22 protein-coding genes are annotated in these 26,137 nt (G+C 51.7%); 10 read left to right on the forward strand and 12 right to left on the reverse strand.

The window, feature by feature from the left end; genetic code table 11:
- The 4 genes from ACZ520_RS03285 to ACZ520_RS03300 are packed head-to-tail and all read right to left on the reverse strand — an operon-like array spanning position 1 to position 3,803.
- Positions 1 to 1,110 (reverse strand): hypothetical protein, encoded by a 1,110-nt coding sequence (locus ACZ520_RS03285; protein WP_416479454.1) that lies wholly within the window; start codon positions 1,108 to 1,110, stop codon positions 1 to 3.
- Positions 1,098 to 1,559: an 8-oxo-dGTP diphosphatase MutT gene (mutT, locus tag ACZ520_RS03290; RefSeq protein WP_088566197.1), complete on the reverse strand. Its 462-nt coding sequence runs from the start codon at positions 1,557 to 1,559 to the stop codon at positions 1,098 to 1,100. The genes ACZ520_RS03285 and mutT overlap by 13 nt, the downstream gene beginning before the upstream one ends.
- Complete coding sequence (locus ACZ520_RS03295; protein ID WP_088566196.1) at positions 1,546 to 2,529, reverse strand: quinone-dependent dihydroorotate dehydrogenase; 984 nt, start codon at positions 2,527 to 2,529, stop codon at positions 1,546 to 1,548. Before ACZ520_RS03295 ends, mutT begins: the two co-directional genes overlap by 14 nt.
- Entirely contained in the window at positions 2,529 to 3,803 is a 1,275-nt protein-coding gene (locus ACZ520_RS03300; protein ID WP_088566195.1) for a Glu/Leu/Phe/Val family dehydrogenase, read from the reverse strand. Before ACZ520_RS03300 ends, ACZ520_RS03295 begins: the two co-directional genes overlap by 1 nt.
- 188 nt (positions 3,804 to 3,991) lie before the next feature.
- Here ACZ520_RS03300 and ACZ520_RS03305 point away from each other — a divergent pair, with 188 nt between their 5' ends.
- Entirely contained in the window at positions 3,992 to 5,620 is a 1,629-nt protein-coding gene (locus ACZ520_RS03305) for a hypothetical protein (protein ID WP_464127554.1), read from the forward strand.
- On the opposite strand, the gene ACZ520_RS03310 is transcribed toward ACZ520_RS03305, so the two are convergent.
- Positions 5,621 to 6,532: an alpha-ketoglutarate-dependent dioxygenase AlkB gene (locus tag ACZ520_RS03310; RefSeq protein ID WP_088566193.1), complete on the reverse strand. Its 912-nt coding sequence runs from the start codon at positions 6,530 to 6,532 to the stop codon at positions 5,621 to 5,623.
- 116 nt (positions 6,533 to 6,648) lie between these two features.
- Between ACZ520_RS03310 and rfaE1 the strand changes: the two genes are divergently transcribed.
- The 3 genes from rfaE1 (at position 6,649) to ACZ520_RS03325 (ending at position 8,757) form a co-directional block, all read left to right on the forward strand.
- Positions 6,649 to 7,677, forward strand: a complete 1,029-nt coding sequence (rfaE1, locus tag ACZ520_RS03315) for a D-glycero-beta-D-manno-heptose-7-phosphate kinase (RefSeq protein WP_464127555.1) — start codon at positions 6,649 to 6,651, stop codon at positions 7,675 to 7,677.
- 12 nt (positions 7,678 to 7,689) lie between these two features.
- Positions 7,690 to 8,067, forward strand: coding sequence for a DOPA 4,5-dioxygenase family protein (locus ACZ520_RS03320; protein ID WP_374032077.1), 378 nt, complete (start codon positions 7,690 to 7,692; stop codon positions 8,065 to 8,067).
- Positions 8,068 to 8,277: 210 nt separating this feature from the next.
- Positions 8,278 to 8,757, forward strand: a complete 480-nt coding sequence (locus ACZ520_RS03325) for an FKBP-type peptidyl-prolyl cis-trans isomerase (protein WP_088566190.1) — start codon at positions 8,278 to 8,280, stop codon at positions 8,755 to 8,757.
- A 15-nt stretch (positions 8,758 to 8,772) separates the two neighbouring features.
- Here ACZ520_RS03325 and ACZ520_RS03330 read toward each other — a convergent pair whose 3' ends face one another.
- A complete protein-coding gene (locus tag ACZ520_RS03330) occupies positions 8,773 to 9,207 on the reverse strand; it encodes a hypothetical protein (RefSeq protein WP_088566189.1) in 435 nt (144 codons plus the stop codon).
- A complete protein-coding gene (locus tag ACZ520_RS03335; protein ID WP_464127556.1) occupies positions 9,204 to 9,764 on the reverse strand; it encodes a DUF4423 domain-containing protein in 561 nt (186 codons plus the stop codon). Before ACZ520_RS03335 ends, ACZ520_RS03330 begins: the two co-directional genes overlap by 4 nt.
- Positions 9,765 to 10,218: 454 nt before the next feature.
- On the opposite strand from ACZ520_RS03335, the gene ACZ520_RS03340 reads away from it, so the two are divergent.
- Genes ACZ520_RS03340 through ACZ520_RS03350 form a run of 3 tightly spaced genes read left to right on the forward strand, consistent with a single transcriptional unit; the run spans position 10,219 to position 17,803 of the window.
- Positions 10,219 to 10,458 (forward strand): hypothetical protein, encoded by a 240-nt coding sequence (locus ACZ520_RS03340; protein WP_416479448.1) that lies wholly within the window; start codon positions 10,219 to 10,221, stop codon positions 10,456 to 10,458.
- Positions 10,451 to 15,703 (forward strand): beta strand repeat-containing protein, encoded by a 5,253-nt coding sequence (locus ACZ520_RS03345; RefSeq protein ID WP_464127557.1) that lies wholly within the window; start codon positions 10,451 to 10,453, stop codon positions 15,701 to 15,703. Before ACZ520_RS03340 ends, ACZ520_RS03345 begins: the two co-directional genes overlap by 8 nt.
- A gap of 21 nt (positions 15,704 to 15,724) precedes the next feature.
- Positions 15,725 to 17,803: an NHL domain-containing protein gene (locus tag ACZ520_RS03350; protein ID WP_464127558.1), complete on the forward strand. Its 2,079-nt coding sequence runs from the start codon at positions 15,725 to 15,727 to the stop codon at positions 17,801 to 17,803.
- A gap of 4 nt (positions 17,804 to 17,807) precedes the next feature.
- On the opposite strand, the gene ACZ520_RS03355 is transcribed toward ACZ520_RS03350, so the two are convergent.
- From ACZ520_RS03355 to ACZ520_RS03370, 4 genes are all read right to left on the reverse strand, one after another.
- Positions 17,808 to 18,533: a substrate-binding periplasmic protein gene (locus ACZ520_RS03355; protein WP_464127559.1), complete on the reverse strand. Its 726-nt coding sequence runs from the start codon at positions 18,531 to 18,533 to the stop codon at positions 17,808 to 17,810.
- An 8-nt stretch (positions 18,534 to 18,541) separates the two neighbouring features.
- Complete coding sequence (locus ACZ520_RS03360; protein WP_464127560.1) at positions 18,542 to 18,880, reverse strand: KH domain-containing protein; 339 nt, start codon at positions 18,878 to 18,880, stop codon at positions 18,542 to 18,544.
- 128 nt (positions 18,881 to 19,008) lie between these two features.
- Positions 19,009 to 19,806, reverse strand: a complete 798-nt coding sequence (locus tag ACZ520_RS03365; RefSeq protein ID WP_464127561.1) for a hypothetical protein — start codon at positions 19,804 to 19,806, stop codon at positions 19,009 to 19,011.
- Positions 19,797 to 20,948, reverse strand: coding sequence for an MFS transporter (locus tag ACZ520_RS03370; protein ID WP_417867923.1), 1,152 nt, complete (start codon positions 20,946 to 20,948; stop codon positions 19,797 to 19,799). Before ACZ520_RS03370 ends, ACZ520_RS03365 begins: the two co-directional genes overlap by 10 nt.
- A gap of 282 nt (positions 20,949 to 21,230) precedes the next feature.
- Here ACZ520_RS03370 and rlmN point away from each other — a divergent pair, with 282 nt between their 5' ends.
- From rlmN to ACZ520_RS03385, 3 genes are all read left to right on the forward strand, one after another.
- Positions 21,231 to 22,430, forward strand: coding sequence for a dual-specificity RNA methyltransferase RlmN (gene rlmN / locus ACZ520_RS03375; RefSeq protein ID WP_464127562.1), 1,200 nt, complete (start codon positions 21,231 to 21,233; stop codon positions 22,428 to 22,430).
- Positions 22,431 to 22,440: 10 nt separating this feature from the next.
- Positions 22,441 to 23,349: a PfkB family carbohydrate kinase gene (locus ACZ520_RS03380; protein ID WP_011163293.1), complete on the forward strand. Its 909-nt coding sequence runs from the start codon at positions 22,441 to 22,443 to the stop codon at positions 23,347 to 23,349.
- Positions 23,350 to 23,520: 171 nt separating this feature from the next.
- Positions 23,521 to 24,414, forward strand: coding sequence for a hypothetical protein (locus ACZ520_RS03385; protein ID WP_157678794.1), 894 nt, complete (start codon positions 23,521 to 23,523; stop codon positions 24,412 to 24,414).
- Positions 24,415 to 24,445: 31 nt separating this feature from the next.
- Here ACZ520_RS03385 and ACZ520_RS03390 read toward each other — a convergent pair whose 3' ends face one another.
- Positions 24,446 to 26,134: a GMC oxidoreductase gene (locus ACZ520_RS03390; protein WP_464127563.1), complete on the reverse strand. Its 1,689-nt coding sequence runs from the start codon at positions 26,132 to 26,134 to the stop codon at positions 24,446 to 24,448.
- Positions 26,135 to 26,137 lie beyond the last annotated feature (3 nt).

A 26,137-nucleotide genomic window follows, 5' to 3' on the forward strand; every position in this document is an offset into this window, starting at 1 on the left:
CTATCTTAGATGATTCAAGGCCTTGTTGTACAGACGATTGAGTTCATTCATCGAAGAGTCGATCAGATGGCGGTCTTCGGCCAGTTTTTCCGAAAGGGATTCCGGCAGGCGCAGATGGCTTTTGGCCAGCAGTTTGATCAGATCTTTTTGCAGTTGAGAATGATTCAGCACCCAGCAGTTGATGGTGTTTTTCCAAAGATCGGAGTGAACACTGGTCTGGCGCGTGTCCAGAATCAGCACCGCGTGGGATTGAATCGCACGCAGATAATATTCAGTCATTTCAACCGGTGTGAAGTTTTGTCCGGCCAGCATCAAAGCCGTGCTGCCACTAAGAAGTTGCTGAGTCACCGGGGCAGACAGAGGTCCAGTCAGAACCCAACGATCCGCACACTGGAATTCAGCCATCCATGCGGCGAAGCGCTTGCGATCACGCAGGGTCCAGTGGGCGTAAGTTCCCCACAAAGCCACTTTGTATTTTTGCGCCACCGCCCGCAGGCGCAGGAAATAATCCGAGTCCGGATTAAAGCGGGTTTCATTGAACGGCAGCACCACGTAAGGGGATTTTTTTAAGTTCGCGATCAACGGCAGTTCACTGCTGTCGATGGCCTCGTCGTTTTGTTCTGTTTTCAAATCCAGCACCGGCGGCAAAATGCCACGGCCCTGGCGATTGGATCGGACATCCAACCCACGAAGTTGTCCCAGGGTTTCCACCGTCGGGCAGGTGATGATGTCACTTTCCTCAACCAGATAACGAACCGGGTTTCGGCGCGACAGACCGTTTTTGATATTCAATAAAGAAGTCGTCAGAACACAAGTCGGATGGGATTTTGCAAAGGTGGAAAGCACCATTTGCGCGGCATTCATTTTATCATCATCCAAAAGCACATGCAGAATCTGGGGTTGCAGGCCGAAAAGCCCTGGGATGATGCGAACGCCTTCCAGGAAACTCCATTTTTTGAAATAGCCCATGAACTCGATGCCGCTGGTGTCGCGGGGAGTTTCGCCATAACTGGTCAGCAGAACCACCTCGTGCTGCTGGGCCTTTAAAGCTTGCGCCAGCTGCCACGAAGTCGCGTTCACATGTTTGCTAACCAGGATTATTTTCGCCATTCCAGTCCCAACGCTTTATAGATCTTGTGAAGGATTTTGCGGTTGGCTTCGGGGATATTACGGTGTTTTAGCTCTTCCGGATGGATCCATTCCAGCATCATGTGGTGCTTGGCCCGAGGCTCGCCCTTCCAGTACAGGATTTCATAAAACAATATGAGAATCCCTACATCTCCGTAGGAATGAGTGCAGGCCAGCTTCAATTCACCGACTTCAGCCTCAATACCGAGCTCTTCGTTCAGTTCGCGGGCCAAAGCTTCTTCCGGGGTTTCGCCGTTTTCAATCTTGCCGCCGGGGAATTCCCACTGGCCGGCCAAAGAGTTGTTTTCAGGGCGCTGACCGACAAGAATCTTGCCGTCTTTGCGCAGAAAACCAGCCACCACCGGGATCCAATGACCCTTGCGGATTTTAGATTTTTTTGGCTTTGATTCAACTGCGCTATCGTCCGTCATTATACCTTCTAGCAACGTCATGGAAGAAACCAGGTCCATGAAATACAAGTGCAGAATAAATTTGAACAAGATCGGCGCCCATTTGCAATCTTTCAAAGACATCTTCTGGGCTCATAATGCCCCCAACACTGACTAAAAGCAGGCCCTCGCGTTTTTTGCCCAAAGTTTGAACAGCAACTTGAAGGGCGCGCTGCGAAAGTTGTTTTAGCGGAGCCCCCGAAAGGCCTCCTTCTGCTGGGAAATGGCATCCTGCGGGACGGGACAATGTGGTGTTTGTCAGAACAAAACCATCGACACCCAATTCCTGGCAGTTGGACACGGCTTCAGCCAGTCCTTCTTCCCCCATGTCAGGGGAAAGTTTCACCAGCACCGGAGTGGGTTCAAAGTGGGAAACGCGGTCCACGATCGGACCGATCAGGGCACGCAGATTGTCTTTTTTCTGAAGATCTCGAAGGCCCGCCGTATTGGGGCTTGAGATATTCACAACAAAGGCATCTGCAAACGGGCGGAACTGGTCCACCAAGGTCAGGTAATCAGCCACAGCTCCGTTGTTCGGAGTGTGACGGTTTTTTCCGATGTTCACAAAAATCGGCGTGCGGTAGTTCGGCGCATAGGACGCCAGATTGTGAAAAACTTCATCGCCGCCATCAGACGGAAAACCCATCTTGTTCCACATGGCCTGAAGTTCCAGGTCGCGGTCCATGATTTTTCCAGGATTCGGAGTTTGCGCGCGGGGAGTGACGGTGCCGACTTCAACAAAGCCGCAGCCCAGTGCCCACCATTCTTTCAGATGTTCCGCATTTTTATCAACACCACCGGCAATACCCATGGGGTTGGCGAATTCAAGGCCTCGCCAGGTAAAACTCTTCCAGTGCGGAGTTTTTCGTCCGTGAATCAGAGAGTAGAAAGGAAGCCCCAGGGAGCTCAGATCGTGAGCCCACTGGGGTGGTAAAAGCAACCAAGGACGCATTATCTTGGGTACAAGCCTCTGAGCAGCATCGCGCGCTCAAGACGTTGAACAGAAACCGCCATTGCAGCAGATCTCATATCAATGTTCTTTTCTTTGGCCAAACCGTAACCTTTGTCGAAGGCTTTCGTGATGATGCCTTTCAGGCGACCATTCACTTCTTCCTCGTCCCAGAAGTAAGACATGGTGTCTTGAACCCACTCGAAGTAGGAAACGATCACACCACCGCCGTTGGCGATAACGTCCGGAGCGATGAAGACACCGCGTTTATGAAGGATTTTTGTCGCCGCATTGGTGATTGGACCGTTGGCGCCTTCCACGATGATTTTTGCCTGGATTTTTTCAGCATTGTGCGTGTCGATCTGGTTTTCCAGAGCGCACGGGAACAAGGCATCACATTTCACTTCAAGCAGCTCTTCATTGCTGATCGGCTGAGCTTTTGGATAACCCTTCAGGAACTTGTGCGCTTTCACGTACTCGTTCACTTCGTTGATGTCCAGTCCGTCGCCGTTGAAGATACCACCGGAAACGTCGCTCACCGCCACGATGCGGGCACCGCGCTCATGCGCAAATTTCGCCGCGAAGGAACCCACGTTGCCGAAGCCCTGGATCGCGATGGAAGCGCCTTTCATGCTCATGTTGCAAACTTCGAAAGCTTTTTCTGCAACATACACAACACCCAAGCCGGTCGCATGGTTACGACCCAAAGAACCACCGATTTCCACCGGTTTGCCAGTCACCACGCCAGGTTGAGCGAAGCCACCTTGTTCCTGAGAGTAAGTGTCCATGAACCAAGCCATCGTCTGTGGATCTGTGCCCACGTCCGGAGCAGGAATGTCTTTTGTCGGGCCCACGAAAGGACCGATTTCAGAAGCATAACGACGAGTCAGGTTTTGTTTTTCAGTGCGGGAAAGTTTGGTCGGATCAACAGTGATGCCACCCTTTGCGCCGCCCAAAGGCAGACCCAAAACAGAGTTTTTAAAGGTCATCAAAGCCGCAAGGCCGACAACTTCGGAAAGATCCACGTTTTGGTGATAACGGATACCGCCTTTGTAAGGACCCAAAGTTGGAGAGTACTGAACACGGTAGCCCGTGAATACTTTCACACTGTGATCGTCCATACGAACAGGGACGGAAACTGTGATGCAACGACGAGGTCTTTTTAGACGCTCAAGGATGTTGGGATCGCAGTTGATAATTTTAGCAGCTTCATCGAGAGTTTGAATGGCGTTTCTGAAAAGAGGCCCGTCATAGAGAGGCTCTATCTTGTGTTCCATGATATGTGTCTCCTTAAGTACACGGTGAAATGTTAGTGAAGTAAATACTCAAAGTCACTCCGGAAAAAGGTGATGACTCAGTGGTTCTTTTTGACCACAATGAGCCTATGCTTCAGTCGTGGTTTAGCCTATTTAGCGTCCTTTTATTCAGTCCCCAACTTTACGCCCAAAGCCCCCAAAGAGCTTTCATGGAGCAGTTCCAAAGCTCCCGAATCAGCTTCCCGGCCGAGGATTCTCCATTGCTGGGGGACAGCCCGGGGCGTTATCCGGAGCCGCTGAATTTTATCATGACGAATGTCATCAGTTGGATCCCCACAGGTGAGCCAAAACTGATGTCTTCAGGTTGCACGCCCGAGGTGTGGGCGGCCCGCATGCAGGACAGCCGGGTGCAGAAATCAGCCCAGTTACAAGGGGCATTGGTTCAGAAATACTTCCAGGACTGCCGGTCTGAACTGGAAACGGAAGACAACGGATATCTGGTCAACCTGCGCCGGATGATGACGATGAAGTACGATCCGCAGGGGCATCCGTTCCTGCGCCGGGTGGTGGTGAATCTGCCGGGCAACGTAAAACTGAAAGGTCTGTTGGGACTGAAGGGCGATATGAAACGCCGCCCGCTGGTGATTGTGCGCCTGGGTATTTTTTCGAACGTCGAGGACTTTAAGCCGGAGCGCGCTTGGTTGATGATGCTGTTTGAGCAGTCGCCGTTCAATGTGCTGATGCTTGAAAACATGTCGAGTCCCGACTTTGTTGCCAATAACAGCCGCTTCTCTTTCGGTGGCTATGATGAGGGCATTCAAAACATTCTGGTCGCACGCCTGCTGCAGGATCCGATTGAGCCATTGTCACAGATGGTGGACAGCGTGCATGTGTTCGGTGTCAGTCTGGGTGGGCACGGTGTGCTTTATTCGTCTTTGCTGAACAAGTACAATTCACCCAAGCGCGGACCGCTGATCAACAGTTTCACGGCCCTGTGCCCGGTGGTGAACTTGCGTTCGACCATGGAATCACTGACCCACAGCGGAGTAAAATCAGCGTTTGTGGACCTGTGGAGCCGTCAGCGGTTGAAAGGTCTTGATCAGAAAATTCCATCACTGGTCACCTATGACAATTTTTCTTTCCTGAGCAAAGCCATATCCGAAATTGCGCGCACTTATCATGGCGGTCTTTCTTATGTGAACGCGGTGAAGCTGCCGCCTGGCCAGGAAGACAGTATTCATTTCTGGGAACTGAATGATTTCTGGCGCCACTACAAACAAGTGGAAGAGCCGGTCTTGATTTACGCGACCGAACAGGATCCGGCGGTTCCTTACGACCTGAATGCCCAGATGCTCTTGAGCAAAGATCTGAAAGTCGACAGTAAAAATATCCGCGTTGTGGAGCTGCCGCAAGGGGTGCATTGCACATTACCGATTCCTTATGACTGGAGTGCTTTGACCTCGCTGTTCCAGTCCTACATTCTGTCGCATTCGCCGAATTTTAAAATGACCGAACAGAAACTGGAAATGGATCTTTCTGACGAGGAATGGACCGGCTTTTTTGATTCCGGTTCCAGCGTGAAGTTTGAAGTTGAAGAGCCAGGTAAAAAACAGGGCTTCGTCACCGTGGCGCTGGAAGTGGAAAACGCCAAGGGCAAAACCAAATCCATGAGCCTGAGTCTGCCCCTGTCGCAGTTTGATTTCCGCTTCTTCAACAAGGACATGACGGGATCTGAACAGGAAATGATCGTGCGCTGGCTGAATCAAAATCTGAAAGTGCGCATTGATCAAAGCAAGGGCAAGGCTTTGCTTGTGGCCGCCTGGCCCGTGGCCCTTTAGTTATTTTGTCAGGGCGTCTCTGAAGAAGTCCGAATGTTCCGCCAGCTTTTCCACGTAGCCCTGCACATCCTCTTTTGCCTCTGCCGACAGACGGTGGAAAGGAGTGATGTGCTCGTCCGGCACGTAACGGAAGGTGAAGTTGATCCGGCGGGTTTCAAAGTTTGAAATCTCGTTGAGCGGGAAAGAATCGCCGGATTTGCGGTCCACGCGCTGAACGCGGTGGAAAAGATGTTTTTTGAATTTATCCCCGCCAAAAATCTGCAAAGAGCTGTCGTCCAGCCATTGCTGAAAAACCGCATTGGACTTGGATTCTGTGCCCTGGCTTGAGACAAACTGGAAGAAGGCGCGTTCCCCGAAAGAAATCGACGCCACCGGGCCGGGTTCAAAATCCTTGTGTTCACCCACGCGGGCGCAGTCGTTCTTTTTGCCATCCTCACCGATTTGATCACCGTAATAGTTGATCAGACACGTATTCAGGTGCCAGCCGCGCGGGATGTCTCTGGGGGCATAGGTGTCATGCACCAGCGCTTCGATCTTTTGGATCAGATATTCCAAAATCGGCGGATACCCTTCGGCGGTGACACAGCGGTTGTAGATGCCTTTGGGCGGATGATAGTAGTTCAGGCAGGCAAATTGCCAGTTCCCCAGCCAGTACACCGGGCGCAGCAGCGGACGCTGTTTTTGGTTTTCCGGGGGCGGATTGTTTTTGGAATAACGCATTTCCCAGATCGGATAGAGCGTCTTCAGGTACGTCATGATCTCGGCCTTTTCGCGGGCGGAGATGTAGTTCTGTTTGTAAATCAATCCATAGGGCAGGGCCTTTTCACCGCCGTCATTGCCGCCTTTTTTCGGGCCTGCGCTGGCGGAACGTGGGGCTGGTTTGGATGGGAATCTGCCTTTGGGTTTAAACATAGGCCATGGGTTCTATCACGAGGCCCCCGGGGCCGCCAAGTGCGGGGTTTTGGGGGTGACAGGCCGGGCCTTTTTGGGCTACAAGGGAAGCTCAATTGCTCCGGGAGAATGAAAAAATGACAACACCCGTAAAGGCCTCCGTGGGTCCTCAGGAAAAAGAACTTCTGCTGAATCAGATCCCTTTCCTTAAAGGCAAAAAAATCCTCATTATCGGTGACGTGGGTCTGGACGAATACGTCATGGGCCAGGTTCGCCGCATCAGCCCCGAAGCACCGGTTCCGGTTTTGGAAGTGGAAGAAGAAGACATGCGCCTGGGCCTGGCTGCCAATGTGGCACAGAACGTGGCAAGCCTTGGCGGGGAAGCCATGCTGGTTTCCGTTGTGGGTGATGACACCGGGGCAAACCTTCTGCGTGAATTGTTCGTAAAAAGCGGCGTGAGCTGGGATTACATGATTGTCGACAAAGCCCGTCCCACCACACGCAAAACCCGCGTGATGGCCAAGCACCATCACCTGGTGCGCGTGGACTATGAATTGCGCAAGTATCTTTCTGCCGAAGCCGAAGCCCGCCTGATTGAAACTGTTGAAAAGAATGTGGCTAAAGCTGACTGTGTGGTGATCGAGGATTACGCCAAAGGTGTGATTTCCCGCAAGGTGGTTGAAAAGGTTTCTGCGATCTGCAAAAAACACGGCAAAAAACTGATGGTCGATCCACATCGCAACAACCACGGCTCTTTCTATCAGGGCGTGGATTTGATCAAGCCGAATTATGATGAGGCAGTTGTGCTGACGGGAATGGATTTCGATGATCTGCGTGACAATCCGAACAAGGTTGTTGATGTTGCTCGCGCCCTGCAAAAACTGACGGGCGCTAAAGACGTGGTTCTGACTCGTGGTAAAGACGGCATGACCATTGTATCTGGTGATGAAATCACGGAAGTTCCAACTTATGCCCGCAAGGTCTTTGACGTGACGGGTGCCGGTGACACGGTGATTGCCGCTTTGTCTTTGGGGTTGATGTCTGGTTTGTCACTGGTTCATTCTTGCATGCTGGCGAACTATGCGGCCGGCGTGGTTGTGGGTAAGGTGGGCTGCGTGCCTTGTGAAATCCCAGAACTGAAAGAATACATCCAGACCGCACATTAAAAGGGACCTGCCATGCAAAAGACTTACACAGTGAACAGCAAACTTTTGCCGGCGGGTTTTCCTCGTGAGTTCGACGCACATATTTACTTTGAGGATGCGAGCCTGCAAAAGGCCGAGCATCTTCGTGCTGAAGCCATTCGCATGTTTGAAGGCAAGAAGGTCTTCGTTGGCGAGATGATTCCTGAAGCCATCGGTCCGCATCCGGTGCCTATGTTTGAAATCAATTTCCCCAAAGAACATTTTACGGAAGTGGTCCTGTGGCTTATGCATGAGCGCGGGGACCTGTCGGTCCTGGTCCATGAATTGACCGGGGATGATCTTTACGACCATACCCAGGCTGCCATGTGGCTGGGTCCTGCTGTTGAGCTCAAATACGATAGATTTAAGTGATCTTCTGATTTTTTTGTGATTTTCGGACTGGTGCCAGGGCCTCAGGATGTTATACTGGGGTTCAGGCAGCATGGAAATCTTGGGCTGCTCGTCTCAAAATGATATTCGATTCTGTACGCTGATACTCGATATTCGTTTCCTGTTAATTATCGATACTGAACCATAAAGTGCTCGCGTCCCAACAATGTTTCGCCAACAAAAGGACATGCTATGAACGTTCAGATTATATCGTTTCACTGTGTTCTTAAAAACAAACTGGGGCAGGTCATCAGCTCAACCTACAATCGTGATGTGATGACAGCGGCTCCGGGCCCAGAGCATGCTTTGCCGGGGCTTTCCGATGGTCTCAAGAATCTTCGCAAGGGCGAAAAACGCCAGATTGAATTGAGTGCGGCAGAAGCTTATGGCTACTACGACACCACGAAAGTTTTGGAAGTGGCCCGGGAATCTTTGGTGGGCAGTCCGAAACTGAAAGTCGGGGAAAGTATCCTGTTTGCCCGGGAAGGCAAGAAGGCGGAAAAATTCCGCGTAACAGAGCTTTCCAAGGATCGTATTACGCTGGATGCGAATCATCCGCTGGCGGGCCAGGATCTGATTTTTGAAATTGAGGCCTTGGAGGTTCGTGAAGCGACCCCCGAAGAGGTTCAAGAGTCGCTGCCGGAAGCAGATGATGGGGATCGTCTGCACTGACGGCCCTGTGGTCCTTTAGGGAAGCAGTTGCCACAGGCGCAAAGAATTTTTGTAGTGATCGTCGTAGATACCGGCGATTGGCAGCAGTTCGTGCAACACCAGCAATCTTTTTTGTTTTATATCCAAAGACTTCCATGCGGATCTGGAGACGACGATTCGGGGCGGGATCGTCAGGGGTTGGTTGACCGCCGCCACTTCTCGTCCATCCAGATTCAAAACTTCAACCGACGCCACCAAAACTGCTGTACGGGCTTCCTCCAGAACTTCACGCTGGATCGCGGCTTCGTTTTCCAAAGGCAAAGTCAGCGGCAGTTGTTGTAAGGTTGAGTCCACAACAAACAGAAATTCTGCGGCATAAGGATCACCGCCGTTTGTTTCCTGACCATCCTGCAGAGGCGAAGCGTGAGTGGAAGCGCCCAATGTCATCAACAGGGTCAATATGAACTTCATACGGTCTCCTCTTTAACCGGATACAGGGCGCTGCTGAAGTTGTAGACTGCATTCAGTTGATGTCTTCTTTTTTCAGCCAGGCGGTGAATGCGATGACGGGCTTCGCGGATGATGTCCTTGATCGCTGGGATGTCATCGGTGTGTATGGCGACAGTCAGGGTGCTGTTGTCCCGTTTTTCCATCGGCACTTCTTCCAGGGCTTTTTGTGCCATTTCCAGATATTTCTTTTGCAGTCCCCGGCGCAGGTCGGTCGTATAAGGAATTGTGACCGTGGTCAGGTTCGACGGAAGGTAGCTTCCGCTTTCCGGGTGCTTGTGCAGAATTTTGTGGTCTTCCAGATACTCGATGGTTTTTTGAATCTGCTCTTCGGTCATTCCGAAAAGATCCGCCAAGGCCGCCATATTGCGGGTGGCGTTTGGTAATTTCAGTGTCTCCAGCAGAATCGGGTGAACCCAGCTATACGTGGATTCAAAGAAATCTGAATTCAGAGGGTTGAATGAATTGGCTCCATTCACCACTCCCTTCAGTTGCTCAGTTTCCTCTGCGGACAGCTTCATGCAATCCACCCACTTTGCCACTGTTTCATCTGACGGAATACGCAGACCGTTCAATACTTTTGATAAAGAACTGGGGTCAGTTTTTAGCAAGCGGGCAAAAGATCTCAGAGAGAATTTGGGATTCTTCTCTTGTCGCTTTTTCAATTGTATCTGCATGAATTGTTGGACTGTCATGGAACAATTAATTCATGACTGTCATTCGCTTTAAAACAAAAAAATGAAATGAAGCGTGGAAATGTGGCTTTAACGCGAGCCACATTGCGCATCGCAATGCGCTTTGGGTGCGGATTTCAGGGCTGGACCAAGGACTTCAAAGCGCATTCCCATTTTCACTTTAAATGCATTTCCACAACATAATGTGGCGACCAAATAGAGCAACACTGAGAAAAACCCGAACCTTTCTATAGATTTGAATGCAGTACGTTTTGCGACGGAGTCAGGGATGTTTTGGGTTGTGACTTTAACAATGTCAGTTCTGATGGTTTCTACCAGTGGGTGTTCGCTGGAGGCCAACATCAGTGATTTGAATCAGCAGGCGCTGCCGACTCCTGCAGCTATCCGTCACGACAAAGACTATCAGAATACCGAAGTGGCCGTATCGGGCCAGTATCAAGTTCAAGGTCAAATTGCAGAAACAACGGAAAAACGGATTAGCGGGAACTACGTTGTAGAAGGGGTTATCGCTTATGAATAGATCCAAATTTCTGATTTTGAATCTGTTGTTGCTTTCCTCCATGGCATTGGCGCAAACCAATGGCAACAAAGGGATCACCTTTCAAGGTGTGATTAAGGACAACTCCAACCCGTCAAGTCCCGCGTTTCCCACTGTGACCTCCAATGTGGTGGTGCAGATTTTGGGTGTTCGCAGTGACGGCAATTCCTGCATCCTGTGGGAAGAAATGCATTCGGGTGTGCAGATTGAAAAAGGATACCTTTACCTGGTTGTGGGGCGTGGGAATAAATCTGCGCTGCCGACTTTAAGCCTTAAAGAAGTTTTTAACGACAAACCTAAAACCAGTCTGACATGTTCAAACGGATTTACGGATTACACACCTCTGGCGACCGACAGTCGTAAACTGCGTGTCGTGGTCAGCAGTCTTGGAATCACTGCCGACTTTAATATGCGTTCGGCTCCTCTGGCCGTGCACGCCGAAAATGCCGGCAGTGCAGAAACCCTGAATGGCAAAGCCAGTGCAGACTTTATTAACGTGAACACGCCGGGCGGTTTGACTCAAACAGCGGCCGAGTCCTGGTTTGGCAGTAGCATGATGGCCGATATTCTGGCGGGAACTTACGCGGCCCCCACGGCAACCACCGCCGGCAATGTGACCGGGGTTGTGGCCGTGGCTAACGGCGGAACCGGAGCCAGCACCGCTGCGGGTGCACGGACAAACCTGGGACTGGGGCCTTTGGCGGTGATGAATCCGACGGGGACGGCGGATGCCACGACTTATCTGCGTGGAGACGGCACTTGGACCGGATTGCCATCAGCGCCAACTCTGGCCGGTGACGTCAGCGGGGCCGTGGGCGCAAACACCGTTGATAAGATCAAAGGCACGGCGGTGAACACCACGGCTTTGGCTGACGGCCATTTCCTGCGCTTTGAGAGCGGAGCCTGGATCAACGGCGCCTTGGTGGCGGCGGATGTTCCGGCTTTGGATTGGGCCAAGATCACCACGGGGAAACCTACGACCTTGGCAGGGTACGGGATCACGGATGCCGTCAGTAAAAACGGCGACACGATGGCCGGCGCCTTGAACATGGGTTCTAACGATGTGACTGCAACAGGCTATGTTTTGATGAGCCCGCAGCGCGCGTTGGGTTTGGGAACATATACGAATGCGCAAGAAGCCACTTTGACAGGTGGTCTTTCGGCCGCTCACAAAGGTTACACCTGGTACAACAGTGAAGCCAATCAGGTGAAATTCTGGAATGGAACGACTGTGCAGGCTTTGGGTGTTGCAGGTTCCGGGATCACCAGCATAGGTGGTCAGACGGGTGGTGCACAAGCGTTTGCGACCGGCACTGTGGGCACGGCACCTGCGTGGAGTTCTGCTTCAAACACACATACTTTGAATATTCCTATGGCATCGGCGGTGGGAGTCACTGCTGGTTTGCTGAATAAAACAGACTATGATGCCTTCGCAGCGAAACAGCCCGCAGGCAACTATGTCACGGCGTTGACGGGGGATGTGACCGCGACCGGGCCAGGTTCTGTCGCAGCGACGATTGCCGCAGACGCCGTGACTTCAGCGAAAATAGCCAATGGCACGATTGTCGGCGCGGATATGGATTTCAGTGGTGTGAACTCCGCAACGACTTCGTTTGCGATGAAAGACAGCACAGGCAAGTTCTATAATTTTGCCTGCGCGACCACGGGTCATGTGCCGACATGGACGGTGGCTGGTTTTGCCTGTCAGGCCCCGGCACCACTTTTGCCAGCTTTGGCAGATGGTAAAATTTGGATCGGCGATGGCACCAACGCGGCGGCTGCGCAAACCCTGTCGGGGGATGCAACGGTTTCCAATGCCGGTGTTGTGACGGTAACCAATGTGCGTGCAGACCGTGTTTCTTCAGCGGCCGGTCAGTATCTTTCTTACAAACCGAACAACGTGTCTTGTGCGAACAATGAAGTTCTGAAATGGAATGGCTCAGGCTGGATTTGCGGAGTCGACAATGCCGGGACGGGAACTGTGACGGGTGTCACAGCCTCAGCTCCGTTGGCAAGTTCGGGCGGGACTACTCCGGTGATTTCAATCGCGTCTGGAACAACGACGGGCCAAACCCTTCGTTGGAATGGCACAAATTGGGTGGCGGCACAGTTGTCCAATTCTGACATCACGGGGCTTGGCTCTTTGGCGGTGAAGAATGCTGTCGACCTGGGTACGGCAGATGCGACGGGCACATTAGCGGCAGGTCGTATGCCGGCGCTGACTGGTGATGTGACATCCTCTGCGGGGTCTGTTGCAACGACTTTGGCTAATTCTGGTGTGACGGCGGGAACTTATTCCAAAGTGACTGTCGATGCCAAGGGGCGTGTGACTGTGGGGGCGAATATCGCTTCAGGTGATGTGACGACCGCTTTGGGATATACGCCGGTGAACAAAGCTGGCGATGTAATGACCGGCTCTTTGGGGCTTGGCAACTACACGAATGCGACAGAGACCACTTTGATCACCGGCTGGGGGGCGGGTGATAAAGGGAAAACTTGGTTTAATACAACTTCCAATCAAGTGAAGTACTGGGATGGTTCCGCAGCGGTGGCCTTGGGAGTGTCGGGCGCAGGATTGACCTCTTTGAATGGTCAAACGGGTTCGACTCAAACATTTGCTACACCGGGGACGTCCGGTTTGGCCCCTGCTTGGTCTTCCGCGGGTAATGCGCACACGCTGAATATCCCGATGGCTTCTACGGCATCGGTGACCGCGGGGCTTATTTCCAAAACAGATTATGACTCTTTCGCTGCAAAGCAGGCTGCTGGCAACTACGTCACAGCCTTGACGGGGGATGTGACGGCGACCGGGCCTGGTTCTGTCGTCGCGACGATCGCGGCGAATGCCGTAACTTCGCCAAAGATTGCCGACGGAACAGTTGTTCAGGCTGACATGGACTTTACGGGTGTGAACTCGGCGACCACCGGCTTCTCGATGGTGGATTCCACCGGGAGATTCTATGAGTTTGCGTGTGCGACCACGGGGCATGTGCCGACATGGACTGTGGCAGGTTTTTCCTGTCAGGCTCCGGGCGCGAATATCACTTCAGGAAATGTGACTACGGCTTTGGGCTACACTCCTGTGAATGACGCCGGAGACACAATGACTGGTGATTTAACCTTTGATGCTACCAAAGGGATTTACTTCAAAGATTCTTCGGGGCCGGAGAAAGTTTATTTAAAATCACCGACAACATTGGCTGCGAGCTACAATCTGACTTGGCCAGCGGCGGTGCCAACTGCAGGACAGTCGCTTCAGTCTGATGCTTCCGGGAATTTGAGTTGGTACACTCCAAGTGCTGGAACTGGCGACTTTAAAGCTGACGGCACAGTGAATATGACGGGCCCATTGAAGGCTGTGGCTGGCACTGCCGCGGCGCCGGGTTACACTCTAGTTGGGGACACCAATACTGGAATGTTCGGTGCGGCGGCGGACACTTTGGGTTTCGCTACTGCAGGCGTTGAGAGAATGAGGCTTGTGGGTTCTGGTCTGACTGTCATAGGGTCTTCCGATGATAACGTCAGCTTGAGTGTTGAAAGTCCGGATAACTTTTCTGGTTACTCCACCAAGATGCAGATCACGGATTACGGTGGCGCAGGTCCCGTGGGTCTTTGGATTCAAAATGCTGGTGGAACAAAAGCCTCGCCCACAGCAACGACAGCTGGAACGATCATTGGAAGAATGTGGTATTCTGGATATGCTTCTGGCTTCCGACCAGCTGCAGGTATCAATGTCACTGCTCATCAGAACTTTACGGCGACAAATACTCCAACGAACATGCTGTTTTATACGGGTCCAGTTGGAAGTTCGACGGCATTGGAACGCATGAGAATCGATTACGCGGGTAACGTTGGTATCGGCACCACGATGCCGGGTTCGGCTTTGGATGTGAAAGGCGAAATCAGAACATCTGGAACGACTTCTGGCTATTCGGGATTCAGAGCTCCAGCTTCCGGTAATAATATTACTTACACTTTGCCCGGAGCAGACGGTAGCGCCAACCAGGTTCTGACGACGAATGGATCAGGCACGTTGTCGTGGACAACGCCGGCGGCAGGTGGCATCACTTCGCTGGGTGGTTTGACTGCGGCAACGCAAACGTTCGCTGTTGGTACAGCGGGAACAGCGCCAGCCTTCAGCTCAGCGACCAGCACGCACACTTTGAATATTCCGATGGCGTCGGCAGCCTCAGTGACCGCCGGTCTGATCAGCAAGTCAGACTATGACACCTTCAACGGCAAGCTGTCGGCTTCGATCACATCTCCTTTGGCGGGACAACATATTCGATATAATGGATCCGCGTGGGTGAATTCACTGGTGGCTTTGTCGTCAGATGTGACGGGGACTTTGTCCATTGCCAACGGCGGTACCGGCGCCACCAGCGCGGGATCGGCCCGGACAAGTTTGGGCATCGGATCTGCTGGTACAAGAGACACGGGGGCGGTTTCTGGAAATGTGCCGCTGATTGGGGTCTCGGGGATCACGGCAAACAAGATGTGTACGTCCGATGGGACCAGTTCGATCATTTGTAACACGAACATTCCCACCAGCCAGTGGGGAGTTTCGGGGTCAGACATCTACTATAATGCGGGCAAAGTCGCTATTGGTGCTTCGGGCGCCGACCGCAATTTGACCGTGGTGAACAACTCGTCGGGACAAGGGGCCATCAGTGTCCAGAACAACAGCGGCAGCGGAGTCAGTTCGGTTGAATTCTTCAACACCGGTGGCGGGCCTGAAGGTTTCGTCGGTTGGGGAAACAGCAGTGCCAGCGGTGTTTCCAATACTGTTGTTCTTGGATCCAATGGCGTAAGACCAGTGACTCTGTTTACCAATAACACCAAAGTTCTTACGGCTTATTCATCGGGGAATGTCGGCATTGGCGTGGCTGGAGATCCGGACGTAAAATTGAAGGTCAATGGAGCCATCGCTTCAAGTCTGGTCAGTGACACTAATCCTACAAGCTTCGATCTTTCACTCGGAAACTTCCAGTACACCACGACGGGTTGTTCGGGGACCTCGTGGGACTTGGTGAACATGGCTGAAGGTGCAACGTACACCATCGCCGTGCAAAACAATACACATACGGGTGCCTGCAGTTTCACGAACTCAGGCTCGACGTTCCGTTATCAACCCGCCAATGCCACGCCGGGTGTGGGGCATGTGATCTATTCCTTTATGAAGGTGGGGGCAGTCGTCTATGTTTCGTGGATCGAAGGATTCAACTAAGTGACAAGATCCGGGGGGAGAATGTTTAAGAAAATTTCGACTTTCGCGATGGTGACTTCTTTACTGCTGCCACCAATGAACGCTCTCGGATTCGGTGGCGGCTTGTGGAACAAAAGATATGTAGGCTTGCAGATTCTAGCCGGTCAGGTTGATGCTTCCGCTATGATCAACGGGCCGCTGAATATTGCGCGGCTCAGAGAACCTCGTGATGCGGTTGTCAATGAGTCGGGTGACATCTTTGTCGTGGATAGCAACGCTTCTGTCATTCGTAAAATTTCAAATGGCATCGTTTCAACTTTTGCCGGCAAATTTGGCGCTTTCGGCTATGCGGATGGATCGGGTGACATTGCACGGTTTGACTACCCGACGGCGGCCGCCATTGATGGCGGTGGAAATCTTTTTGTCACTGATGGAAACAACCACCTTATTCGCAAGATCACGCCAGCGGGTGTTGTGACGACGGTGGCAGGATCATCCGGAAATTCGGGCACTGCCGATGGGACCGGATCCGCAGCAAGATTCGACGGTCCAGAGGATATCACCCTGGCAGCGGACGGCAACTTTTATATCACCGACAGAAATAGCAACCTGATCCGAAAGATGACGCCAGCCGGGGTGGTAACGACCTTTGCCGGAGATGGGACCTTTGGTTGTACTGATGGAACGGGAACGGCGGCAAAGTTTAATTACCCGACGGGCATTGCGGGGGACTCGGCGGGGAATATTTTTGTCGTAAGTACAGGCTGTGATACAATTCGTAAAATCACGCCAGCCGGGGTTGTGACGACCTTTGCAGGACTGGCAAATACAAGTGGTGCCGTGGATGGAACTGGCACCGCAGCTAGATTTAGCTGGCCGCGCGGAGTTGCCATAGATAGCTCTAACAATTTGTATGTGGCGGATTACGGCAGTTCTGCAATCAGAAAAGTGACACCCTCGGGAGTGGTCAGCAACTTTGCAGGATCCTACGGTGAATATGGTGCTGTGGATGGCACGGGGACCGCGGCGCGTTTTGCTGGACCGACGGGTGTTGGTATTGACCCCTCAGGGAATTTGTTTATCGCCGACTCTGACAATTCGACGATTCGTAAGATAACACCCGGACGAATTGTAACACTGGTAGTAGGTTCATTGAACGGGGATAATGAAGGTTCGACAGATGGCGCGGCAACAGCGGCTTCCTTTTATGAGCCTGAAGGAGTCGCGGCCGATTCCGCTGGCAATCTTTATATTGCCGATTCGATGAATAGAACGATCCGAAAAATCACACCCTCCGGGATTGTGTCTACGATAGCAGGCAGTCCTGGCCAAACAGGTTCTGTTGACGGAACCGGTGCCGCGGCCCGTTTCGCAAACCCCATTGATTTGACTGTGGCAGAGGATGGCAACATCTATATTGTCGATGATTTTCGCATCAGAAAGCTCACCCCAGGAGGAGTGGTGACTTCATTGGCAGGAGACTACAACAATGCGGGCTCCGCTGATGGTACGGGGACGGTGGCGCGTTTCAACGGAATTGGCAGTGTCGCCAGTGATGGGGCTGGAAGTCTGTATGTTGCTGATTCGGGAAATCATACAGTTCGAAAAGTGACCTTGGCCGGTGTCGTAACGACGTTGGCAGGACAGGTAGGTGTTCCGGGAGGTGCTGATGGAGCTGGGACTGGTGCAACCTTTTCCAACCCATTTGGGATCACCGTCACGCCGTCGGGGGATATTTTTGTGGCAGACGCAGGAAATCATCTCATTCGTAAGATCACTGCTGCAGGAGTTGTGACCACTTTTGCCGGAGCTGCAGGCCAGGGCGGAAATGATGACGGGATGGGAAGTAATGCCCGCTTTTCTCAACCCCACACTGTTGCGACAGACCTTGCGGGAAATCTTTATGTTGCTGAATGGGGAGAAGCCACGGTTCGTAAGATCACCCCAGGTGCGGTCGTCACCACGATTGCCGGGGTGCTTAGCACAAGCCCCGGGTACACGGGTTCCATTTCGAATAGCAGCAAGGAGTCCGAGATTGGCAGCGTTTTCGGTATCTGTGTAGTCGGACGAAAGATCATTCTTGTTGGCGGAAATTTTGTAAAATGGGTCCCGCGCCCTTAGTGGGCTATTTGTATTTTCTAAAAATCTTTTCCAGCGTGCCATTGGACTTCATAGCGGCAATGGCACGGTTTAAATCAGAAATCTTCAGAGGAGAATCGCCGCGCAGCCAGCAGCGCACAGGGATTTCTTCGATGACAAGTCCACGTCTTTGGATCTTTGAACTTTTGTGGCGCTTAAGATAATAAGCCAAATGTATCTCTTCAACCACCGCATAGTTAAAGCGCGAAGCATCCAATTTTTGCAGATTGGCGTCTTCATTGGGTGAATCATCGCGAATGAGTGTCCCGGCATCGAAACTTTCTTGCAGCGCCGGGTATCGGTATTTCAAGACCGTGCCGATCCGCTGTTTTTTCAGTTGATCCAAAGATTTTACGGCAGAGGTTTTAGAAACAATCAAATTCTTAGAAATGAAAAGAGGCTCTGACCAAAAAACGTCAGCCTCGCGGACCTGGGCCCATTCACGGGACGTATAGCAGTTCAGATCAATTTTGTTCTTTTGTGAATACTCGCGGATGCGAAATTTTGGCAGAACAAGAATCTCAATTTCGCGCCTCAGTTCGGACGCGAGCGCCCGCATATAGTCCGCGGTGATCCCCTGCGGTGCCCGGGCTGTATCAGCAAAGTACCACGGGGCCGACATGTTTTCGCCGATCACCGTTTTTAAGGTGGAAGAGGCCTGTGCTGGCAGACATAAAATAGAAATAAGAAAGAATAGTTCTCTGAACTGCACACCCGATTCTACTCGTGGAAATAAGGAACTTCAACTATCGCGCGGAATCCTTTGCGAGCTGAAATTGAAGCCACAAGTGTTCTGATCGCACTGATGTTCTTTCCCTTGGCTCCCAGAATCTGCCCGATGCACTCTTTTTTGCAATGGACATGATAGATGGTGGTGCGATCGCCGACCTCCATTTCGACCGACAAACTGGAGCTGTCACTTACCAGTTCCACTAATAGTCCCAGAATCATTTTGCGGCCATTTTCTCTTTCTTCCTGAAGATCCAACGAGCTTGCGGACGCATCAGCTTTAGAAATCGAGGAAGTGGCAGATCGGGCAAAAACTTTAGGAAAACTCATAGGACTCCTGTAACAACTGTTGCTGCTACCAGAGTATGCGGCTTCCTTGGAACATTCATAATTGAATCCGCGAAAACGAGACCTTTACAGATCACAAACTGAGGCTAAGGGATTAGCCTCGAGAGTGATCACGGATTTTTCTCTATCGCTGACAATGCCGTCCACAGCAGCATGCCGCCGCCTGTGAAGCTGGAAAGGTCTTTGCTCGTATGAGGCAGCAGTCGCAACTCGGGCTTTTGATTGCGTGGATTTGTACGGACCTCGAGTCGAGCGCGGGAATAGCGGCCGGGATTCTCCGGATCGATGAACAGAATTTCCTGAGTGTCAGAATTTGCCGCCACCTTCAGAACAAAATGGAATCCGCGGATTTCATTTTCGTCCAGAATTGGAATGCCCATGTCCCGACCACCGTCCCTTCCGAAGCCATCGCGGGGACCACGGCCTCGGCCGGCCGGCACCTGAGGGCGCGGGCGTGAATCATAGCGCAATAGCAAGATCTGCGGTTCGGCCGACAACAGGTCATCGACAGTCAGTTCAACCCCGCCAAAGTGGCGGCCCTTGCCATGATAAGTGTGGTTCTGTCCTGTCAGGCGATCCAGATTCTGCAGGTACTGAATCAGTTGCGGTTCGATCAGGCCATGATGAACGTTGGTGCCTTGCGAAAGACTGATGGCGGCTGCTTGTTCCAAAAGGTCTATTTGCTGAGATTTGGAAAGGGACTTCTTTTCAAGTTGCAACCAGTTCAATGCGCTGGTCGGTCCACACAGGGAGCTGGGGCCTTTGCCGGGAATCACGCCACGCAAGTAAAGCTCTTCGTCATTTTGGTTCAGCATCAACGCGGGCAGTTGGCCCTCATGTGGAAGTTCCAAAACAGCGAAGACCGGAGGAAAGCTGAACAACAGAATCAAAAATAGAATCAGGCGCATTTGGACCTCTTAAACAGCCACGCATAGCTGTTCACCATTGCAAATGATCCGACCAGAAAGACGGAGCCGGCCAGTATCGCATTTTGAATTCCGAAGAAATCAGTCAGTTTGCCAATTCCCACGTGCATCAGGATCAGCATCAGGGAATCCGTGGTCATCATATAAGTCACGGCGGTGTCCAGATCCTCCGGGAACTCGGATGAAATCCACGAGATCGCCAACGGGTAAAAGGGTGCGATCGCAAGGCCTGTTCCTGCAAGGAACAGGGGATGAACATAGATGCCCGCCAGCAGCACCAGCAAACAGATCACGGCAGAGGCCGACAGCAGAACGCGCGCCGACTGGCGGAAACGAATCACCGCAAAAGCAAAGCGCCCCAGCACCATGCAGATGAAGAAGTAAGTCACATAGATGCTAGAGGCCTCCATGGAATAGTTCCAGGTTCGTTGCATATACAGAGCCAGGCGCGAGGACACCATGATCTCGGCGGCAACTGCGAAGCTCAGCATGATGGCCAGGAACAACTGGGGCTTCAGGTTTTTCTTTTTGTTCGCGCGGTGCTGGTCGTCCGTCACTGAAGAGCGTGTGTGCAGGGACTTGTGACTGGAATGAAACATGTAAAGGTACAGGGCTATCGGACCCACTGTGGCGGCGGCAAAGGTCCATCTCCAGCTTCCGGTCAGGTACTCGATGGCAGCGGCCATTAACGGAGCCATCAAGCTGGCAAGGCCGTACATGGTGTGAAGGCCCGCCAGCATCTGCTGCTTGCGCTCCGGACTGGAACCCATCGGAACCAGAACGTTGGGAACAAGACCCAGAATCCCCATGCTGAAGCCAAATCCGAAACTGAAGATCAAAAACACCGGGAAGATCGGGGATGCCGCAAGCCCCAGCAGGGAAATGATCAACCCCAGAGTGCCGGCCTTCAAAACGGTCAAACGGTCATAGCGACGCAGAAGATAGCGGCAGGCATAACTGGAAATCAAACCCGAAATGTTTGAGAAGGCAAACATCAGGGATCCCATGCCGTCGCTGACCCCGAATTGCTTCAGAATCTCTGGAAAAAGGGGGCCTCGGATGTTGTCGGTAAGGCCGAAAACAAACAAGCTGGCATAGGACAGGAAAATAAAGGGCCAAATCATGTTCGCCAATATAGAGATGCGCCGGGGAAAAACAAGGGCCCCCGGGGGGGCACTGGATTCTTTGCAGTATTGGTCAGGGCTTAGGCAGATGGTGTAAGAATTCCTGAAAAAGACTCTGAAGGCGCTCTATTGGGCCCCCAATTATATGAAATCCCTAGGAAAAGGGGGGTGCTTGTGCTACAAACGCCGCACACATAATCCTTTAACCAACGGGATCAGCCTTAGTGAAGGTAAGGTCCCAGCTGTAACAAGCACGGCTGTAAAAAGCCAAGGAGCCCGAAGATGGAAGCAAACGCCGGCAGCACTCTTGCGCCCGTTAATTATTCTGACGACAACGTCGCCAAACCCCTTGAAAATCAACCTGTCAATTTCTACTCCCTGACACTGGAAGATCTGAAAGCCTATATCAAAAGCAAAGGCAAAGAGCAGTTCCGTGCTCAGCAGATTTTCAAATGGGTTTACGAGCAGCGTGTGACTGATCCGGAACAGATGACCAATCTTTCCAAAGAATTCCGTCAGGACCTTCCATCCATGCTTTCTTTCGAACTGCCACCGGTTCTTCAGCACTTGAAGTCTGTTGATGGCACTCAGAAGTTCCTGTTCGACATGAAAGACGGCATGTCCGTTGAAGCGGTTGTGATTCCATCTGAAGACCGTCTGACTTTGTGTATTTCATCTGAAGTGGGATGTAACATGGCCTGCAAATTCTGCTTCACGGGCAAACAGAAATTGAAACGTCGTTTGCGCACTGAAGACATCGTGGGTCAGTTCATGCAGGTTCACGACCGTTTGGCGGAAGGCCAGCGCATCACCAATATCGTATTCATGGGTATGGGTGAGCCGCTGGACAATCCGGAAGCAGTCTTCAAAACGATCGACGTGATCCATTCCCCATGGGGTATCAATCTGTCCCGCAAAAAGATCACGGTCTCCACTTCCGGTATCGTGCCGGAAATGTGGCGTGTGGCTGACGCGAAAGTGCGTCTGGCAGTCAGCTTGAATGGTCCTAACGATGAAATCCGTTCTCAGGTGATGCCGATCAATAAGCGCTGGGATACCAAGGCGTTGCTGGAAGCTTGTAAAGAGCACTACCGTGTTTCCAAAGACAAGATCACTTTCGAGTACGTGTTGCTGAAAGGTATCACCGATCAGTTGGAGCACGCTCGTCAGTTGGTGAAACTGGTGAAAGATGTTCCGTGCAAAATCAATATCATCCCGTTCAACGAACACCCGGGTTCTGGTTACGAGCGTCCTGATGACGACACAATCCAGGCGTTCCATACGGAGCTGATGAATCTGGGCGCGCACGTTCTTCTTCGTCGCTCTATGGGTCGTGACATCTTCGCGGCTTGCGGTCAGTTGACCACGGTGAAAGAGCGTCCTCAGACGATGGATATTTCCAACTCTCGTCTGGCGGGTCTTCCTAAATACAAACGTGAACTTTTGGCTGCGCAGGAAGCAGAACAAAACAATCAACACTAGAGGTAACATTATGTCTGAAATTCTTGTTGTCGGCAGTCTGGCTTACGATTCCATTGAAACTCCATCCGGTAAAGTGGACCGCGCTTTGGGTGGTTCTGCGAACTACTTCTCTTTGGCAGCATCTTTGTTTTCCAAAGTGCGTGTTGTCGGTGTGGTTGGTGAAGACTATGACCAGAAGGACTATGATCTTCTGAACAACCGTGGTGTGGACCTGGCGGGTCTTTCCAAGGTTCCGGGGAAAACCTTCCACTGGGCGGGTTCTTATGAAGGTGACCTGAACGAGGCTAAAACTTTGAAAACGGATCTGAACGTGTTTGCGGACTTCAATCCGCAATTGCCAGAGCATTTCAAAGATTCCTCTTTCGTGTTCCTGGCAAATATCGCCCCTGAACTGCAATTGCAGGTACTGGAGCAGGTGAAATCCCCTAAGTTTGTTGGTATGGACACCATGAACTTCTGGATCTCCATCAAAAAAGACAAGCTGATCGATGTTCTAAAAAAGGTGGATCTGGTTTTGATCAATGAAGGTGAAGCGAAGATGCTGACGGGCGCTGCCAATGCGATCTCTGCAGCTCCGCTCATCACAGCTATGGGCCCTAAGGCGGTGGTTATCAAGCGCGGCGAGTACGGCTTTGCGATGTACACGAAGGATGAGGGCTATTTCATCCTTCCAGCCATGCCGATCCCGACAGTTGTGGACCCTACAGGCGCTGGTGACACCTTCGCCGGTGGTTTCTTCGGTTACCTGGCAGCTCAGAAGGAAGTTCCAACTATCGCGAATCTGAAGCAAGCCTGCATCATGGGTTCCATGATGGCTTCTCACACGATCCAGGATTTCTCTGTGAAAGCTCTGGCGAAAGTGACCTTGGGCGATCTTGAAAAACGCCTGACCGAATACAAAAAAGTCATCACTGTTTAAGATCCTGTCAAAGGCCTCCACTCCGGAGGCCTTTTTTCTTTGTTAAGATGTCTTGTGAATTGAAGATAAATTGAAACATGTTTGTTACTAAAAGTCCGGATTTCTGGCAAGAAGCAAACAATTCTTGTTTAGTCCTCTCGTGAGAGTCTACGGAACTCCGATGTGTAGGGCATGAAAACAGCATTATATTTACTATTGGCATTCTTGTTTTTGGCAGTATCAGTGATTTCTTGCTCGGAAGAGCCGAAGGAGCTCATTCCGACGGACACCCCAAGTACAGAGAATCCTACACCAACAAATCCAACAATCCCAGTGCCAGAAGGAGTTCCGGCAGGGGCCTTTGTTTATCTTCAGGTGGGCACGCGGTGGGAGTCTGCCGCAGAGAACGCAGCTTTTAAAAACTGGAAGACCTGCGCTGTATCGCCGAGCTCTCCCAGCACGAACATTGAGTGCGAAGTAACTGTACCAGAGGCCCAATTGTATCGCAGTGCTGTCGAGTTCAAAGTGGGCTCGCTGAACCCTGCATATTGTCCTATTTTGAGCTTTAGGCCTTATTATTATAAACGTTCCGATTCCTATCCCGTCACAACGCCGACAGGTCCGGTAGATGAAAATGGAGTACCGACAGATGTGACCAGCGGTGGTTATATCCCGGCGACTGCTGAAGCAAACTCGAATGCGTTAAGCTGTGGGGCAAATACCAATGTGAAGGAGTGTTTCGGTGGCGCCGCTCCACATCTGATTGAAGAGTTTCCGAAGAGCACAGGGAAGTACTTCCTTACTAGTGTAGCCACAAGCAGCAGCTACATTTTGCCTTCTTCAAACTCAGTCCGCTATTATGGTTCGTTTCGTGTAAATTTTATGGTTACCAATAATCTTTCAGCAGCAGACAGACAGAATGCTGTCCTTGGTACAGTTAACGAAAGAGTCGCTGATTACTTCTATGACTACGAATTTGAATGTACGAGCTACTGGGGCGAGCGATTGTTTGGTATCACACTGACTATTTCCGACGAGAACTGGGATAGCAGTGGTGGTGCCGATGACTATCAGGACTGGAACTGATTTAAACGAAACAGCTTAAAAGCAAAGACACCTAGGCTTCCTGGGTCTCTTTGTTTTTTGTGGTTACCTTGTTTGGGATCTGTTCTACGATGTATTCAGCAACTGCCGCAATGGTCAGGGAAGGATTCGGTCCGGTGGAGGTGGGCAGGATGCTGCCATCCACCACGTAAAGACCTTTATATCCAAACACTTCCCCGAGTGGATTGACGAAGCCGGTGTCCGCTGTTTCTCCCATCGGGCAGCCGCCCAGTGGATGAACGGCCACGACTTTATTCAAGTGAGTCAGTGGATTGTCGACAAAAACACCGCCAATGCGCTCGGCGATTTTCTTCATTTGCGTGCGCAGACGATCAAAGTGCAGCTTGCTGCCGTCTATCTTCCATTTGATGATGGCCTGGTTGTCGGAACGCAGACGGATTTCTCCGTCGGGTTTGTCTCTTCCCATGCCCAAAAGTACAAAACAGCGTTTGGTGAAATCCGCGCGGTCAATGGCTTGAGCGAACTCGTCACCCACGTTGACCTGATCACGGCTTTCGATATTCAGAATTTTGAAAATGTATTTCTTAATACTGTGAGCGAACAGTGTGCCTAATCCCCGAATGCCAGGCAGTTGAGGGATCTTTCCGGAAAGATACCAGGCGAACCCCACCGGAAAGCCGGCCTCCTGCAGATACATTCCATGGTGATAGCCATCCTCATAGTCCTTGAAATTGTATTCGATGGCGCCGGTAATGACCGGGCCGTTGGTGGCATCAATATTTTCGCGGGATCCAAAAATCAAACCCAGCAAATCTCCGTTACCGCTCCATTTTTTGCCCAGCCAGATGTTCAACTTCGGCAGGTGACCCTGTTTCTTCATTTTCAACAGCAGGGATGTTGATCCAATGGAACCGGCTGACAAAATCACATTCTTCGCAGTGAAGGTTGTTTCCTGCTGTGGGAATTCCGGAATGACATAAGTCACCTTGTAGTAATCACCGCAGTGTTCGATGCGCACGACATCCGCGTGGGTGCGAATGTCAGCGGGTTCCCCGGCCGTTTTCAGATTTCGGGCCCGGAAGATATAGTTCAGATCCAAAGAGTTCTTGGCATTGATATTACAGCCGATATCGCAGTCGCCACATTTGTTGCATCTGGACTGCAAAGCCCCGTGCATGTTGTGGGTTTGATGTCCGGGAAAGCTTCCCTCAAATCGCACACCCAGGGGCGGCAAAGTGAAACTGGGTTTCCCGACGGAGTCCGGCGGAGGCGGCATTTCTTCCGCCAGTCTTTTCAAAAGTGCGGTCTTGGGTGTGGCCTTGTAATAGTTCTGCGTTTCATAAGGGTAGGGCTTCGCCTCCATCATGTGCAGAACGCGGTCGTAAAAAGGATCCAGAGTCTTACGATTGTAAATCTTCGGCCAGCCTTGAAAGAATCTTTCAGGCATGCGGTAAAGCACGTTCGCGTAAATCAGACTGCCACCCCCCAGTCCGCTGGCTGTCAGTGACAGCACGTCGCTTTCGGGAGTGTCCCGCAATTCCATCAGCCCGTATTTTTGATCTTCGGGATCCCAGAACATGCGCTGTTGAACATCGTGGGGGCGCCGAGGGAACTGGCCAATCTTCCACTGACGGCCTCGCTCCATCAGGCAGACCTTGTAGCCTTTTTCGACCAGGCGGCAGGTCATGACGGAACCACCAAAACCAGAGCCGATCACAATATAATCATAATCCAATTTCATAGA

This window comes from Bdellovibrio sp. BIS2 (assembly GCF_055398295.1).